Below are 15648 nucleotides of genomic sequence, written 5' to 3'. Positions count from 1 at the left end.
GGTCACTTCGCCGATCTTCGGGATCGTACGGCGGCCGCCAGCGGCGTGTTGGGCCCGGCCGCCAGGATGAGCTCCTCCTGCAACCGCCGCCGGGCCGCCGGAGTGAGCCGATGGAACTGCGGGCCCGGCACGTAGCCGCCCGCCTCCTCACCGGCCTTGACCTGCCCCAGCAGCCCTGCGTGCCGCAACGTCCGCAACGCCGCCTCCAGCTCGCCGATCGGCAGCTGGGTGTGGCGGCGCAGCTCGTCCACCGGGGTGGGGTGCGGCGACAACCACGAGTCCTCGGGCAACAGCCCCTCGGCCCTGGGGATGGCGACGGAGTGCACCAGGACGAGCGTCAGCACGGCCCGCTCGCTCACCCCCAGCCGCGGGCCCGCCGGGACACCGGACCGAACGCCAGGAGCCGCGGCCAGTCCGGCCACCGCCCGTCCGGCCACCGGCTCGTCGCCGTCCGCCCGATCGACGCGCTCGCCCACCTCCCCGGTAATGGCCGCGCCCGCGACCCCGACCTCTCCGGCAATGGCCGCGCCCGGCTCGGCGACGACGGCCATGCCTGCGGTGCCCGCCTCCGAAACGACGGCTGTGCCTGCGGCCTCCGCAGCGACGGCCGCGGTGGCTTCACACCCGTCGTCGTGTGCGGTGTTGCGTGGGGTCTCGTGCGCGCCCCTGTGCGGGCCCTCGGTTGTGGACGTCGTGAGGGCGGCGGCTTGGGTGTCGTCGTAGCCGGAGGTCCAGCGGTCGCGGTGCTGGATGAGCGTACGGCCGCGTCTGGCCAGCATCTCGCTCAGCGTGTGGCGCAGCGCCGGGTCGCGCAGGGCGGCGAAGCGGACCTCCTGCACCGGCTCGGCGGCGTGCTCCACCACCATGAACGCCGCCACCAGCTCCGCCCGCCGCCGCTCGTCATAAGCCCCCAGCAGATCGTCGAACTCCGAGGACCCGCCCTCGACCCGCCCCCCGAGCCCCGCCTCCGGGTCGGGGACGGTCTCGGCCGGGTGGGCGGCGGCCACGATGTCGGCGTCGCCGACCACGGTGAGCTCGGGACGTTCGGGCTCGGGCAGGCGGCGGACCAGCTCTTGCAACTGCGCGTGCGACTCGACCGGCCACAGCGCACAACGCGGGCCGAGGGTGACCACGCCGTCGTCCACGACGATCCACGCCGAGTCGTGCAGGCGGCGCATCGCGCCGATCGCCCAGTTGCGCATCAGGTCGTCGGTGCGGCCGATCAGCGCCCGGTACGTGTCGAGCACCAGCTCCACGGGCGCGGGCTCGCCCGGCCACGGGTCCACGGACAGGTCGGTCCAGCAGCACTTGAGCACCGCCGCCAGCACCCGCCGGGTCTCGCCGGACCGCTCCACCGGAACGGGCGCCACCTGGTACTCCTCCAGCAGCGACGGCGTCACCCCGTCGGGCCACACCGGCAGGGCCTGCCCGGTGGAGTCGGGCCGCGTCAGCCGCACCATGCCCGGTGGCGCGGGCTCCCCGGCCGCCAGCCACAGCGGCCCGCCCGACCGCACCCGCACATGCGCGGCGGGCCCGTCAAGCGCACCCGCCCGCGCCCGCGCCTGCACGCCGCCCTTCGAACGCGAGCGGGCTCCTGCCCCCTGGCGATCGGTCTCACCGGCGGTGGCCGGGCGCGCGCGGGCTCCACCGTCAGTCGGCCCCGAGGCGTGCGGCCCCGAGGCGTGCGGCTCCGAGACGTGCGGCTCCGAGGCGTGCGGCGCCGGGTCCGGGCGGTCGGTTTCCGGGTGGGCGGAGGCCGGGTGGGTGGGGTCCGGGCGGGTGGGGTCCGGGTGGTGAGGGGTGGGCATCAGGTGCGCTCCAAGTAGCCCTGGGAGAGCCAGGCCGGCTCGCGGTCCGGGTCGATCGAGAGCCCGTCGGACCACGACAGCCGGTAAGGCAGCTCAGGCCGCAGGTCCACGGTCGTCAGGTCGGCCAGCACGCGCCGCGCCGAGGGCCAGTCGGAGCCCAGCACGTCGGCCAGCGCCACCCGCGAGGCGTCACCGAGCAGCGACTCCGCCACCTCCCGCAGCCGCTCCATGGCCGCGCTGAGCGAGGTGTCGAGCGAGTCGCCGGGACCGGGGTCGGGGAGGTTGGAGCGCGGGGGAGTGGGCTGGGCGGGGGCGGGGCGCGGGGCCTCGTCCACGGCGCGGGCGATGGCGGCCGGATCGTGCCACGGCGCGGGCACGTCGAAGACGAACCCGTCGAGCACCGCCGCCAGCTGCTCCCGCGACGCGGTCTGCGAGAACGTGCGCCACGTCTCGGTGGGCAGCAACGTCAGGTTGCGGGTGGTGCCCGCCGAGTCGGCCAGGCGTCCGGCGGCGCGGCGGGAGGCGTCGCTGTAGGCGTAGATGGCCGCCCGCAGGTCGGTGCAGACCCGGTCGAGCTCCGGCCACCGGGTCAGGATGGTGCCGTGCAGCCCCTGCGCGCGCCGGGCGATCTCCTCGGTGCCCCACAGCTTGGGCGCCTGCTCGCGCAGCTCCTCGATGGTGCCCGTGGTGAGCGTGATCAGCTCCAGTGCCCACAGCCGGAACGCCCGCGCCAGGTTGACCGCGCTCTGCCTGGCCTCCTCCATCGTGGTGCGGGGGTCGGCGACGTTGAGGTCTTCGAGCGCCAGCAGCCGGTGCATCTCCGACTGCCCGCCGTCGGACATCATCCGCCGGATGAACATCAGCCCGACCACGCTCGTGAACGAGGCCCGGTAACGCAGCTGGTTGGGCTTGGGGAACACCTCGCGGATGGCCCCGAGGCCCTTGAGCACCCGCAGCCGGTTGTCGAACTGGTCGCCCGGGTAGGCCCGGCACGCGAAACGCATCTGCTCGTGCGTCAGCCACTCCTCGCCCGCCTCCGCGAACGCCGAGAACAGCGTCTCGGCGATGTCGACCAGGGCAGGGTCGTCGACGACCGCGCCGCTGTCGCGCGCCAGCGCGGCGAACATCCGGCGGTAGGTCGACAGGACCGCCTCGTCGGTGAGGACGGCGTCGAGGGTCAGGGGCTGTTCGGACACGGGCACTAAGGTACGGCTTCGCGCCGACAGTCTCGGCACACCACAACCACCTCGCGAGCGCTACCAGCCGGTACATACGCGCAAGCGGCCTGTGAGCGCTAGGGTGATGCCCGATAATACGGGGGCAAACGCTCTGTAATCGTACATACGGGGTGAGTTACGCGTGCAGTTGCGCATGCTCCAAGGGGACCGAAACACAGCGGTGATCGCCGGCGTGGCGGCCGTGGTCCTGGTGGCCGCGGCGGCGTGGTTCGGCGTGGGCGTCTCCAGCGCCAACCCGAAGCTGGCCGACGTCGGCGCCTGGCTCTGGACCCGGGCCAAGGGCAAGATCGTGCACGTCAACGGCCTGTCCGGCGAGGTCGACGGCTACCTCGGCGACAAGGCAGGACGCCAGCTGCGCGTCGTGCAGGACGACGGCAACGTGCTGCTCGTCGACGACGCCACCGGCTACGTCAGCCGCGTCGAACCCAGCCAGCTCACCGTCTCCCAGTCCCGCGACCTCGGCGCGGCCGGCCTGCAGCTCGCGGTGTCCGGCGACACCGCGTACGCGGTGGACCCGGCGTCCGGCAGGGTCCAGCGGATCGACCCGGTCACGCTCAACTCCGTCGGCGCCCCGATCACCCTCCCGGGACCGCTCGGCGCGGCCCGCATCGACGGCGGCGGCCGGCTGTGGGTCCCCGTGACCGCCAAGGGCCAGGTCGCACCGGTGTCGAACGGCGCCGCGGCGAGCCCGCTCAAGGTCGGCGAGCCGGGCGAGGAACTGGCGGTCACGATCGCCGGCGGCCTGCCCGTCGTGGTCAACAGCCGGGCCGCCACCGCCACGGTCATCGGCGCGGACGGCGGCGTCGGCGAGATCACCCTGCCCAAGGGCGTGGCCCAGGCCGCCAAGGGCGGCGCGCTCACCCCCGCCACGACGGAAGGCCCGCTGGTCCCGATCCTCACGCCCGGCGACTCGGGGCTGCTCGTGGTGATCGACACCTCGTCCAACTCGGTGCTGAGCACCAAGTTCGAGTCGCCGGACCCCGCCAAGCTCGGCGTGCCGCAGGTGCTCGGCAGCAAGGTGTACGTGCCCGACCAGGGCAAGGGCTCCCTCATCGTCTGGGACAGCGCGGCCGGCGGCCGGCCCACCACGCTCCAGGTGACCCAGGCGCCCGGCCCGGTGGACGTGTTCGTCAAGGACGGCCTGCTCTGGGCCAACGACGAGAACGGCGACAAGGCGGTCGTCATCGACCCCGAGGGCCGCAAGCACGACGTCGACAAGGACGACTCCGACGTACCGGGGCCGACCAGCACGCCCAAGCCGAAGCAGACGCCGCGCCCGGAGCCGTCCAAGACGGACACCCGGCCCGACCCCGTACCGACCAGGACGGAGCCGCGCCCCACGCAGACCCGCGAGGCCGAGCCGACCCGCGAGGCCGAGCCCACGCCGACCCCGAGCCGCGAGCCCACCAGATCACCCACCCCGACCCCGTCGCCCAGCGCGCCGTCCGCGCCCGGCGCCGTCAGCGCGAGGTCCGGCCCCGGCAAGGTGACGGTGTCCTTCAGCCCGTCCACCGGCGGCAAGGTCGCGCGGTACACCCTGAAGACCTCCTCCGGCGCCGGCCGCTCCGTGCCGCAGTCGGTGGACGCGAACGGGCCGTTCCAGTTCGAGTTCACGGGCGGGGACTGCGCGAACGAGTACACGTTCGTGGTGGTCGCGCACTGGGCGGGCGGCGAGGTCGAGTCGCAGCCCAGCGCCGGGGCCAAGCCCTGCGTGGCGCCCGGCTCGCCGACCGGTTTCACCGCCAAGGCCAAGAACCGGGGCGCCGAGCTGAGCTGGAGCGCCCCCGCGAACGGCGACGACGGCGTCACCTACGAGCTGACCGGCGCGGCCACGAACAACGGCATCAAGGGCACGTCGTTCACGGTGGACGGGCTGAAGAACAACCAGAAGCACGCGTTCAAGCTCAAGGCCAAGAACGCGGCGGGGGAGAGCCCGGACGTGGCCACCACCGAGGTCGACCTGGCCTACCCGAGGCAGCAGTACAAGAACAAGAACAACGACCAGACCAACACCCTGATCCGGCCGGCCCCCGCCAAGAACGGCGACGACAACGTCGGCAAGATCCCGCAGGGCCAGTACATCACGGTGACCGTGATCTGCCAGGTCAAGGGCCAATCTGTCACCGAGTCGCAAGACGGCAGCACGAGTGACATTTGGAACAAAGTTGAAACGCAGTACGGGAACGGGTGGCTCAGCGACACTCTTGTGGCGACTCCGGACGGCGGCTTCCCCGAGGGGCCGCTCTTCGAGTGCACCGACTGAGGAGGGGGGCTCAGTTGACCCAGTACAACTATCAGGACCAGTTCGAGCAGACCGTGCAGCCGTACCAGCAGCAGGGAGTCGAACAGTCCTACCAGCAGCAGCCGCAGCAGAGCGCGCAGCTGGCCGGGCAGTTCGCGCAGCGCTTCCAGCTGCTCGCCGGCAACATCGAGCGCATCATCCGGGGCAAGCACGAGGCGATCGAGCTGGCGCTGATCTGCCTGTTCTCGGAGGGGCACCTGCTCGTCGAGGACGTGCCCGGCACCGGCAAGACCACGCTGGCCAGGTCGCTCGCGGCCAGCGTGGACGCCGAGTGGCGACGCATCCAGTTCACCCCTGACCTGCTGCCCAGCGACATCACCGGCGTGTCGATCTTCAACCAGGCGCACCAGAAGTTCGAGTTCCACCACGGGCCCGTCTTCGCGAACATCGTGCTCGCCGACGAGATCAACCGCGCCTCGCCGAAGACCCAGGCCGCGCTGCTGGAGGTCATGGAGGAGCGCCGGGTCACGGTGGACGCCGAGCCGCATCCGGTGCCCAGGCCGTTCATGGTGGTGGCCACGCAGAACCCGGTCGACATGGACGGCACGTACCCGCTGCCCGAGGCCCAGCTCGACCGCTTCCTGATGAAGATCTCCGTCGGCTACCCCGACCACGTCTCCGAGGTGGAGGTGCTCAAGGGCATGCCGACGGGGCCGCAGGTCGAGCGGCTGCCGATGGTGGCGCGGTCGTCGGACGTGGCCGGGATGATCGACTTCGCCTCCCGGATCCACGTGGCCGACGCCGTGTACGACTACATCGTCGCGCTGTGCTCGGCCACCCGTACCAGCCCTCACCTGCGGCTCGGGGCCAGCCCCCGGGGCAGCCTGGCGTTGCTGCGCGCGGCCAGGGTCAAGGCCGCCGCGGCCGGCCGGCACTACGTCGTGCCGGAGGACGTGAAGGCGCTGGCCGTGCCCGTGCTGGCGCACCGGCTGATCCTCACGCCCGAGGCCGAGCTGCGCGAGGTCAACGCCGCGGCCGCGCTCGGCGAGATCCTCGCCGGGATGCCGGTGCCGCAGGCGGCGTAGGTGCGAGCCACCCCGCCACCGGCTCCCCGGCAGCGGCTCACCGCGGTGCTGACCCCGCTGGGCTGGGGGACTCTCGCCGGGTCCCTCGCGCTGTACGCGGCGGGGTTCGCGCTCGGTTACCCCGAGCCCGTCGTGCTCGCCACCGGCGGCCTGCTCGCGCTGGCCGCCGCGCTCGCGTGGACCGCCCCGAGGCCCAGGCTGGAGGTGCGGCGCGAGGTCACGCCCCTGAAGGTGCCGCGGGGGGACGCCGCCGTCGCCGTCCTGAACGTCACCAACCTCGGCCGCCGGGGCCTGTCCGGCCTGCGCGCCCAGGACCGGATCGGCGCGGCGGAGCACACCGTCGACCTGCCCAGGCTGCCGAAGGGGGCCGTCCGAACGGTGTCGTACCCGCTGCCGACGGACACCCGCGGCGAGATCCCGGTGGGGCCGCTGCTGCTCGTCCGGGCCGACCCGTTCGGGCTCACGCGGCGCGTCAGATCGTACGGTTCGCCGGTCACCCTCCTGGTACGGCCCCGCACGGTCGCCCTCCCCGTCCCCCCGTCCGGCCGGGCCCACCACCTGGAGGGCCCCACCAGCGACAACGCTCCCAGCGGCACGGTCACCTTCCACACCCTCCGCGAGTACGTCGTCGGCGACGACCTGCGGCACGTCCACTGGCGGTCGAGCGCCCGCACCGGGACGCTCATGGTCCGCCAGCTCATCGACGCCAGCCTGCCCACCACCACCGTCGTCCTGGACACCCGCGACCTCACGGAGCTGGCCGTGGACGCCGCCGCCTCGGTCGCGCTCGCCGCCGCCACGGCGGGCTTCCCGGTACGCCTCGTCACCGGCGACGGGCCCGTACCGGACGCCAAGGACCCCGAGACGGTGCTGGACCGCCTGGCCCTGGTACGGGCGGACACGGGCGGCGTCACGGAGCCGATGCGCCTGGCCCGGGGTGGCGGCTCCCTGGTCCTGGTCACGCCGGACCCGGCGGAGGCGGGGCGGGTCGCGGGGGTGCGCCGCCGCTTCGACCGCGTCATCTGCGTCTACGTCGGCCCCGGGCCGGTCGCGGTCCCCGGGGTGACGGTCCTGCCGATCGGCTCCCTGGACGCGCTCCCGCTCGCATGGGGATCCCGATGACCACCCCGGCCCCCAGAAGCGGCGGCCGGCACGGACGCGCGCCGAACGCGACGACGCCTGGCGGGGCGGCCGGTGGGGCGTTGTGGCGGCGGATGGCCGGGCAGGTGCTGGTGGCGGGCGTCGCCGGGGCGGCCGGGTGGGGGTTCCACCGGGTGTTCCCCGGCACCGAGCTGCTGGCCGCCGTGATCCCCGCGGCCATCGCCCCCGCCGCCGTAGCCGCGATCCTCGGCCGGCGTCCCCTCTGGCTGGCCCTGCTCCTGGACGTCGTCCTCTGGTTCGCCGGCACCGTCCTCCTCTACAAGGCCCCGCACCCAGGCGTGTTCGCCGACGTGGCGAACTCCTGGCACGCCCTGCTCACCACCCTCCTCCCCGCCCAGCCCGAGCCGCACCTCCTCGTCCTCGTCCACACCCTCGTCTGGGCGGCCGCCGTCATCGGCGCCGAGACGCTGGCCCGCACCCGCACCAGGATCGCCGCCGCCGTCCCGGCCCTGGCCGTCTACGGCACGGCGCTGCTGCTGGGCGTGGACGGCGAGGGCTCGAACCTCCCCGTGGCGGGCGCGCTGTTCGTGCTGATCGCCGCGCTGGCCCTGCTGCGCGACGACCGTTCCCCGGTCTGGCTGCTGGCCGGATTGCCGGCCGCCGCCGCGCTGGCCGCGGTGGCGCTGGCCGTGGGGCCGCTGCTGCCCATCGCCGCGCAGCCGTACAACCCCCGGCAGGACGCCGACCTCCCGCCGCCGCGGCGCGTCGACAGCGTCAGCCCGCTGGACCGGGTCTCGGCGTGGCTGCAGATCCCCGACAGGGAGCTGTTCACCGTCAAGGCCGACAAACCGCTCAACTGGCGGCTGGCCGTGCTCGACCGGTACGACGGCGTCCGATGGACCTCCGGAGCCCGGTTCCAGCCCACCGGCGGCCGGGTGCCCGAGACGGGCTGGACGGGCAAGGCGGACGTCGTCCGTCAGAAGGTGACGTTCGACGGGCTCCCGGGCACCTGGCTGCCCGCCGCCGAGCGGCCGGAGCGGGTCGATGGCGTGCGGGGGCTGGTGGTGGACCCCGAGAGCGGCGCGCTGCTGGCCGGTGCCAAGCCCGCCAAGGGGTTCAGCTACGAGGTGACCTCGAAGGTGCCCCGGCCGTCCAAGCAGGAGCTGCTCGACGCCAGGCCCGCCGTCGACCCGGGGCTGACCGCGTTCCCTGCCGGGCCGCAGCAGCGGCTGTTCCGCAAGCTCGCCCAGGAGGCCACCAAGGGCGCGACCACGCCGATCACGCGGGCGTACCGGCTGCAGAGGTACCTGCGCACCAACGCCAGTTACGATGTCACCGCGCCGCCGGGGCACTCGCTCAAGGGGCTGGAGTTCTTCCTGCAGACCACGCACCGGGGGACGTCGGAGCAGTTCGCGACCACGTTCGCGCTCATGGCCAGGACGCTCGGGCTGCCGTCGCGGGTGGTGGTGGGGTTCAGACCGGGCGAGGAGTCCGGCGGGATTTATCGCGTTAAATCTGGCCATGTGATGGTGTGGGCGGAGATCAAGTTCGACGGGCTCGGCTGGCGGCCGTTCTATCCCACGCCGGGCCGCAGCGGCGCCAAGGACGACCACGACGTCGTGTCCTCGGCCATCGAGGAGAGCGAGGAACTGGAGGGCGAGTTCACCCAGGGCGGGAGCGACCGGCCGAAGACGTCCCAGCCGCAGGCCACGGGGAACGGCGAGGAGCCGTCGAGCGGCCCGGCGATCTGGCTGATCGCGTCGGTGGCGGGCGGGGCGCTGCTGGTGGCGTACGCCGGGGTGGTGGTGGCCCTGCCGTGGTGGCGCAGGCGCGGGCGCCGCCGGGCCGAGGGGCCCGAGCAGCGGGTGCTCGGCGCGTGGCGGCAGACCTGCGACGACCTGGGGCTGAGGGGCCAGTACGCCCTGACGGCGGCGGACGTGGTCGCCAGGCAGTCAGGCTCGGGGGATATTTCCGCCCACATCCAGCCTTTGGCTGAAATTTCGAACTTCGTCCGGTACGCCCCGGACGCCGTCACCGAGGACGCCGCCGCCGAGGCCTGGCAGCGCAGCGACGCCATCCGCAGAGCCGTACGCGCAGGCACCCCCCTGACGACCCGCCTGCGCAACCGCCTCCTCCTGAGATGACGTTGACCATGAGAAGCGTGGAGTCCCAGCTCCTGCACCGCCCTCCGGGCCTGGCGGCCGGCGAGATCGTCAGGCACCTGGCGGCGATGCAGGCCCAGGACGTCCCCTCCGCCCTGCTCGCCCTCCGCGCCCGCTCCGCCACCCTCACCAGGCAGGACGTCGAGGCCGCGGTGACCTCCCGCGAGATCGTCAGAACCTGGGGCCCGCGCGGCACCCTCCACTTCGTGCACGCCGACGACCTGCCCTGGCTGCACGCCCTCACCGGCCGCGCCACGAACACCCTGCGCCGCCTCCACGAGGAGGGCGTCACCGGCGACGACCTGCTCGGGCTCATCTCCGGCGCCCTCGAAGGCCAGGGCCCGCTCACCAAGGCCGAGCTGGAGGAGCGCCTGGCGGGCCGGGCCACCGGCCAGGGCGTCGTGCACCTGGTGGGGCTGGCCGCCCACCACGGCCTGGCCGTGCTGGGCCCGCTCCGCGCGGGCAAGCCCACGTACGTGCACGCCGCCGACTGGCTGGGCGCCCCGATCACCCCCGAGCCCGACCGGGACCGCGCGCTCAAGGAGCTGGGCCTGCGCTACCGCCGCGCCCACCACCCCGCCGAGCCCGAGGACCTGGCCGCCTGGTCGGGCCTGCCGCTCGGCGAGGCCCGCACGGCCTGGCGGCTGAGCGCCGCCGATCCGCCGCCCGCCCGCGCGGGGGAGGAGCCGGTGGCCCGCCTCGTGCCCGCCTTCGACGAGTACCTGATGGGCTGGCGCAGCCGCGACCCGATCCTGGCCGCCGAGAACGCCAGGAAGGTGTTCCCTGGGGGAGGCGTCCTCCGCCCGGTCGTGCTGGTGGGCGGGGTGATCAGGGGCGTGTGGGGGCGGAAGGGCACGCGGGTGAGCGTCGAGCCGTTCGACGAGCTGCCGGACGGCCTGCTCGACGCCGAGATCGCCAACGTCCGCCGCTTTCTGGAATGACGCCTTCCGGAATGAGAGCGTGAAAGCAAACCGGTGCATCGGGTGATAAGAGATGACCACTGATTCACCGGAAGGCAGCACATGACGGGGGAGACCATCGCGACGCCGTCGGCGTGGACGGCTCGCGCGCACGTCCACGGGGGGACGCGCAGCTCGCCGCCGAACGTTCTCGACGACGCCGACGGTTTCGCGGCGGTGTTCGACGCCCACTTCGGCGAGATCCACGCCTACGTCGCCCAGCGGCTCGGCCCCGACCACGCCGAGGACGTCGTGGCCGAGACGTTCCTCACCGCGTTCCGCAAGCGGGCCCAGTACGACCCGGCCCGCGCGAACGTGCGCGCCTGGCTGTACGGCATCGCCACGAACCTCATCGGCAAGCACCGCCGCCTCGAGGCTCGCACCCTGCGCGCGCTCGGCCGCTGCGCCCCCGACCCCGAGTCCCCCGGGCACGAGGACTCGGTCGCCCGCCGCGTCAGCGCCCAGAGCCTGCGCCCCGAGCTGGCCGCCGCCCTGGCCGGGCTCGACCGCCGCGACCGCGACGTCCTGCTGCTCGTCGCGCTCGCCGGGCTGAGCCACGACGAGGTCGCCACCGCGCTCGGCATCCCGTACGGCACCGTCGGGTCCCGGCTGAGCCGGGCCAGGAAGAAGCTGCGCGCCCTGCTCGGCGAGATCGAGGTGCTCGCCCGTGGATGAGATGGAGCGCGTCAGAGACCTGTACGGCCGGCCGCAGACCGACCCGGACGCCCAGGCCAGGGTGTGGCGGCGGGTGACGGCGGCACGCCGGCGCAGGCGGCTGTCGTGGCTGGCGCTCCCCGCCGTGGCGATGGCCCTGGCGGCGGCGTTCGTGCTCTACCAGCCGGCCCCCTCCGGACGTTCCGTGCTACTGGCGGCGGCCGGCACCGCCGCCTCCGGCCACGTTCCCGACGGGACCTACTGGCGCATCAAGAAGGTCCGGGACGGCTCCCAGGTGATCGAGCTCTGGGCGGCCAGGGACGGCCGGGCGTGGACCTCGGAACAGGGCCGGATCACGCGCGTCACGGGACGGTCGGCGTTCAGCATGGCGGGGCGTGACCTGACGTTCCAGCAGATCGAGCGCCTGCCCACGGACCCGGTCGCGCTCAGGGAGCGGGTGGCGGGCATGCTGCCGTCCAAGGGCCTGCTCGCCGACGCGCTCAGCGGCCTGCTGTGGACCAAGCCGTCCCCGCCCGCCGTGCGCGCCGCCGCCTACCGCGCGCTCGCCGACCTGCCCGAGGTCCGGTACCTGGGCGAGCGCGACCGCGGGGAGGCGTTCTCGTACGCGCTGCCCGACGGCACCCAGCGGACGCTCGTCATCGACCCGGCGACCTCGCAGGTGCTCTCCTGCACCGACGACGGGCCGTCCCCGCGCACGGAGCGCGTGATCGAGGCGGGCTGGACCGACCGGGGTCCCCGCTAGAGCATTCCGACGCCGGCGCGTGGGTTTCGCGCGCCCTGAAACAGGAGTCCCGACGTGTTCTGGCGTATGACCTCGGGCAGAGCCATCTGCCTGAGCGACCAGTTTCCCCTGATCAAGGCGGAGGAGGTGATGCGCGGGCGGGTCACGTTCGTCGGCCTGCCGCCGGTCGAGCTGGGCTCGGACGTCGACTGGACCGCCAACCCGCACGGCAACCGCTCCTGGGCGCTGAACCTGCACGCGCTGCGCTGGATGGGCCGGCTGGTCGCCGAGTACGAGCGCTCGGGCGAGCGCGCGTACCTCGACCGTGCCGGCGCCCTGGCCGAGCACTGGATCCGGGAGAACCCGCGCGGCGGCCGCGGGGTCAGCCCGTGGGCGTGGGCCGAGCACGCGGTCGCGTTGCGCGCCCCCGCGCTCGTGTGCCTCAGCCAGCACGTACGCAGCCGGACCCTGTGGGACAGCCTGGCCGAGCACGGGGAGATCCTGGCCGACTCGTCGCTCTACCGCGCGGGCCACAACCACGGCCTGGACCAGGACATCGGGCTGCTCGTCGTCGGCTGCCGGCTCGGCCGGGCGCGCTGGCGCGATCTGGCCATCCGCCGGATGACGGCCTCCGCCGAGCTGGCCATCGACGCCCAGGGGGTGCTGCAGGAGCAGGCCCCCCGCTACGGCCTGTACGTGCACCGGCGGCTCGGCACGGCGCTGCGGGCGATCGGCGAGAGCGGCGCCGAACCGCCCCAGCGGCTCATCGCCCGCCGGGCCGCGCTGGAGGCGTACGTCGCGCACGCCACCCAGCCCGACGGCCGCCTCGCCCCGATCGGCGACAGCCCGGCCGACACCCGCGCCGACGGGTTCCCGCACGAGGGGCCGGTGGTGCGGGTGTTCGACGGCGGGTACGTCTTCGGCAGGACCGCCTGGGACGACCCGCGGTCGGCGTTCTACTCGATCAGGTTCGGGCCCGGGCGGCGGCTGCACGGCCACGAGGACCACCTCGGCGTCACCTACAGCGCCCAGGGCCGCCGCATCCTCGTCGAGGCCGGCTTCCACTCCTACGAGCGCACCGGGTACGTGGAGTGGACGCGCTCGCCCGAGGCGCACAACGTGCCCGTCGTGGCCGGAACCTTCCGCCCGGGGACGGCCACGCGGCTCGCCGGATCGTCCGTCGAACCGTCACGCCAGTCCTACGAGCTGGCCGACGACGCCTACGGGGTCACCAGGACCCGGCGCGTCCTCGTCAACCACGGGGCCGACCTGATGGCCGTGCACGACTCCGTAGAGGGCGGGACCCTGCGCAGCCTGTGGCACTTCGACCCGGCGCTGCGGGTGGTCTCCCGGGGTGACGGCCGGGTGGTGCTCGGGGACGGGGACTGGCGGGTGACGCTGCTGCAGCTCCCAGGGGCTGGGCTGGGGGTGCGGCCCGGGCTGGTCTCGACCGGCTACCTGCGGACCGCCGAGGTGGCGACCGTGGTGTCCCCCGCCGCCGCGGCCGTGCTGACCGTGATCGTGCCCGGCGCGGCCGATCCGCGCGTAGAGGTCTCCGGCGACGCGCTGACCGTCCACACCCCGGACGGCCCCGTCACGCTTCACCCTCCATACAGCCAGTCGACGTAGTCGTGGCCGGCCGGGTCCCTGGTCCGGAACAGCTCGTTGCGCAGCACCCGGGCCACGCCGTCCACGGGCCAGATGTCGCCCCACAGCCGCGCCGCCGTCTGCACGCGCGCCGTCCTCGGCACGCGGACCTCCTGTTACGCGGCCAGCGCCCGGCCCCAGTCGCCGGCCGCCGACTGCTCGGCCAGCTCGTGGGCGTCCTCGATGGCCTGGCAGGCGCCCTGGGCCAGGTGCTGGAGCATGGGATGGGCGGCGTCCCCCAGGAGGGCGAGCCTGCCCCGCACCCAGGTGCCGATGGGCGGGCGGTCGAGCATGGGCAGTGGCGGTCGCGCCACAGGTACGGCAGGCCCTTGCCGATCGCCTCGCAGCAGCCGTCGAAGGCCGGTTCCAGGTCGCCGGGGCCGCGGAAGACGGCCACCTGGTTGAGCAGCTCGCCGCCGCGCAGGGCGTACTGGACGAAGTGGCAGTCGGGGCCCAGGTACGCGACCACGTCGGCGACGTCGAAATCCCCCGGGAGCGGACGGGTGCCTCTATAAGCGACAAATCCGGAATCGTGGGGTTGGTCGGCGACGAGCTGCGCCCGCAGGACCGACTGCAGGCCGTCCGCCGCGACCACCACGTCACCCTCGTGCACCTCGCCGCCCGCGCAGTGGGCCCTGGCCCGTCCGGCATCCACGCGCTCGACGTGCCGGCCGTTCAGCAGCTCCACGCCCGCGGCGGCGCAGGCCCGCAGCAGGACGGCGTGCAGGTCGCCGCGGTGCGCCACCACGTAGGGGCCGCCGTAGCGGCGCCGGAACCCCTCGCCCAGGTCGAGGTGGGTGAGCTCCTCGCCGGTGAGGGCGTCCCTGAAGACCAGCCGCCCGGGGAGCACGCCCCTCTCGATCACCTGGTCCAGCAGGCCCCAGCGGTGGAGCACGCGGGTGGCGTTGGGGCCGAGCTGCAACCCTGCGCCCACCTCGCCGAACTCGGCCGACCGCTCCAGCACCCGGACCGTCCGCCCGGCCCTCGCCTGCGCGAACGCGGCCGCCAACCCGCCGATACCGCCTCCAACGACGACCACCTCGACCATGTGCCCTCCTCCCCACCCACACCCGGTCCCGCCGAGTCGCGTGCCTTCAGAGCCAGCGGCCGATGGCGGGAGCGCCGGGATCGGGGGCGGGGCCGCGCCCGGTGACCCAGGCGGCCAGCTCGGCGGCCGTTCCCCGCACCTCCGGCAGGCCGTCCACCCCGGTCGGTCCAGCGGACGGCCCAGGGGGCGGCCAGGCGGTGGGGCGGGGCTCCGTCGACAACGTCCTGCTGCTCCTGCACATGCTGCGCGACCAGGGCCGCCTCAAGGTCGCCGACGTCGCCAGGGAGCTGGGCATCGCCGGCTCCACCGCCCACCGCCTGCTGGCCATGCTCGTCTACCGCGACTTCGCCGTGCAGGACGAGCAGCACACGTACCTGCCGGGGCCGTTCCTCACCTCGACGCAGGCCGGCGCGGGCGGGGCGCTCCTGCGCGAGCTGCGCGCCCGGGTCAGGCCCGCGATGGAGGCCCTGTGCACGCGGGCCGCGGAGACCGTGAACCTCATGCTCCGGGTCGGTACGGAGGTGCGCTTCCTGGACAGCGTGGAGTCGTCGCAGATCCTGCACATCCGCGACCGCCGCGGCACGATCCTGCCCGCCCGCCGGGCCTCCGGCGGCAAGGTGCTGCTCGCCACCCTGCCTCACGCCCAGCTCCGCGACCTCTATCCCGACCTTCCCGACCACGAGCGCGCGACCCTGACCCGCGAGCTCGACGACGTCAGGGCCCGCGGCTACGCGCTCAACATCGACGGCACCGAACGCGGCGTCTCCGCCATCGGCGCCACTCTCCGCAACGGGAACGGCACCGCCCTGGCCGCCCTGTCGATCTCGGCCCCCTCGGCCCGCTTCGGCCCGGACCGGGTGGGGTTCTTCGCGGCTCAGCTGAAGGCCGCGGTGCGGGAGGCCGAACAGGCGCTGGCCGATTTCCCGGACGCTTGACGGGTGTAACCCCATAGGGGTTATCGT

General features: G+C 74.1%; 13 protein-coding genes and 1 pseudogene. 9 read left to right on the top strand and 5 right to left on the bottom strand.

Annotation, left to right across the window (positions count from 1 at the left end):
* Positions 1-2: 2 nt before the first annotated feature.
* Together HD596_RS63345 and HD596_RS56595 are read right to left on the bottom strand one after the other, a co-directional pair.
* Positions 3-1808, bottom strand: coding sequence for a hypothetical protein (locus tag HD596_RS63345; RefSeq protein WP_246555498.1), 1806 nt, complete (start codon positions 1806-1808; stop codon positions 3-5).
* The gene (locus HD596_RS56595; protein ID WP_185077619.1) at positions 1808-3004 is read right to left on the bottom strand and encodes a hypothetical protein; all 1197 of its coding nucleotides are present in this window, start codon (positions 3002-3004) and stop codon (positions 1808-1810) included. The genes HD596_RS63345 and HD596_RS56595 overlap by 1 nt, the downstream gene beginning before the upstream one ends.
* A gap of 163 nt (positions 3005-3167) precedes the next feature.
* On the opposite strand from HD596_RS56595, the gene HD596_RS56590 reads away from it, so the two are divergent.
* From HD596_RS56590 to HD596_RS56555, 8 genes are all read left to right on the top strand, one after another.
* A complete protein-coding gene (locus HD596_RS56590; protein ID WP_185077618.1) occupies positions 3168-5309 on the top strand; it encodes a fibronectin type III domain-containing protein in 2142 nt (713 codons plus the stop codon).
* A gap of 14 nt (positions 5310-5323) precedes the next feature.
* On the top strand, positions 5324-6373 hold the full coding sequence (locus HD596_RS56585; RefSeq protein WP_246555497.1) for an AAA family ATPase: 1050 nt from the start codon (positions 5324-5326) through the stop codon (positions 6371-6373).
* Entirely contained in the window at positions 6374-7495 is a 1122-nt protein-coding gene (locus HD596_RS65420; RefSeq protein WP_221520074.1) for a DUF58 domain-containing protein, read from the top strand.
* Positions 7492-9618 carry a transglutaminase TgpA family protein gene (locus HD596_RS56575; protein ID WP_185077617.1) on the top strand — a complete coding sequence of 709 codons (2127 nt, stop codon included), beginning with the start codon at positions 7492-7494 and terminating at the stop codon, positions 9616-9618. The genes HD596_RS65420 and HD596_RS56575 overlap by 4 nt, the downstream gene beginning before the upstream one ends.
* 17 nt (positions 9619-9635) lie before the next feature.
* Entirely contained in the window at positions 9636-10577 is a 942-nt protein-coding gene (locus tag HD596_RS56570; RefSeq protein ID WP_185077616.1) for a winged helix DNA-binding domain-containing protein, read from the top strand.
* An 81-nt stretch (positions 10578-10658) separates the two neighbouring features.
* Positions 10659-11270 (top strand): RNA polymerase sigma factor, encoded by a 612-nt coding sequence (locus HD596_RS56565; protein WP_185077615.1) that lies wholly within the window; start codon positions 10659-10661, stop codon positions 11268-11270.
* Entirely contained in the window at positions 11263-12012 is a 750-nt protein-coding gene (locus HD596_RS56560) for a hypothetical protein (RefSeq protein ID WP_185077614.1), read from the top strand. Before HD596_RS56565 ends, HD596_RS56560 begins: the two co-directional genes overlap by 8 nt.
* A gap of 54 nt (positions 12013-12066) precedes the next feature.
* Positions 12067-13620, top strand: a complete 1554-nt coding sequence (locus tag HD596_RS56555) for a heparinase II/III domain-containing protein (protein WP_313047320.1) — start codon at positions 12067-12069, stop codon at positions 13618-13620.
* Here the strand turns inward: HD596_RS56555 and HD596_RS63335 are convergent.
* From HD596_RS63335 to HD596_RS66080, 3 genes and pseudogenes are all read right to left on the bottom strand, one after another.
* Positions 13593-13742 carry a hypothetical protein gene (locus tag HD596_RS63335; RefSeq protein ID WP_246555496.1) on the bottom strand — a complete coding sequence of 50 codons (150 nt, stop codon included), beginning with the start codon at positions 13740-13742 and terminating at the stop codon, positions 13593-13595. The genes HD596_RS56555 and HD596_RS63335 overlap by 28 nt on opposite strands.
* 12 nt (positions 13743-13754) lie before the next feature.
* Positions 13755-13931: an FAD-dependent monooxygenase gene (locus tag HD596_RS63330; protein WP_281398365.1), complete on the bottom strand. Its 177-nt coding sequence runs from the start codon at positions 13929-13931 to the stop codon at positions 13755-13757.
* A 296-nt stretch (positions 13932-14227) separates the two neighbouring features.
* Positions 14228-14686, bottom strand: a pseudogene (locus HD596_RS66080) (FAD-dependent monooxygenase); the annotation flags it as partial.
* A 62-nt stretch (positions 14687-14748) separates the two neighbouring features.
* Here HD596_RS66080 and HD596_RS56545 point away from each other — a divergent pair.
* Positions 14749-15621, top strand: coding sequence for an IclR family transcriptional regulator (locus HD596_RS56545; RefSeq protein ID WP_185077613.1), 873 nt, complete (start codon positions 14749-14751; stop codon positions 15619-15621).
* Positions 15622-15648 lie beyond the last annotated feature (27 nt).

The sequence above is a fragment of the Nonomuraea jabiensis genome (assembly GCF_014204795.1).
Lineage (GTDB): Bacteria > Actinomycetota > Actinomycetes > Streptosporangiales > Streptosporangiaceae > Nonomuraea > Nonomuraea jabiensis.
Note: the sequence above shows the minus strand (reverse complement) of the source record. Positions and strands in the feature narration are given on the sequence as shown.

What these genes read in the sequence shown, in the direction of transcription:
- HD596_RS63345 (WP_246555498.1), bottom strand. Translation starts at nt 1,808, where the DNA reads ATGCCCACCCCTCACCACCCGGACCCCACCCGCCCGGACCCCACCCAC.
- HD596_RS56575 (WP_185077617.1), top strand. Translation starts at nt 7,492, where the DNA reads ATGACCACCCCGGCCCCCAGAAGCGGCGGCCGGCACGGACGCGCGCCG.
- HD596_RS56565 (WP_185077615.1), top strand. Translation starts at nt 10,659, where the DNA reads ATGACGGGGGAGACCATCGCGACGCCGTCGGCGTGGACGGCTCGCGCG.
- HD596_RS63330 (WP_281398365.1), bottom strand. Translation starts at nt 13,931, where the DNA reads ATGCTCGACCGCCCGCCCATCGGCACCTGGGTGCGGGGCAGGCTCGCC.
- HD596_RS56545 (WP_185077613.1), top strand. Translation starts at nt 14,749, where the DNA reads ATGGCGGGAGCGCCGGGATCGGGGGCGGGGCCGCGCCCGGTGACCCAG.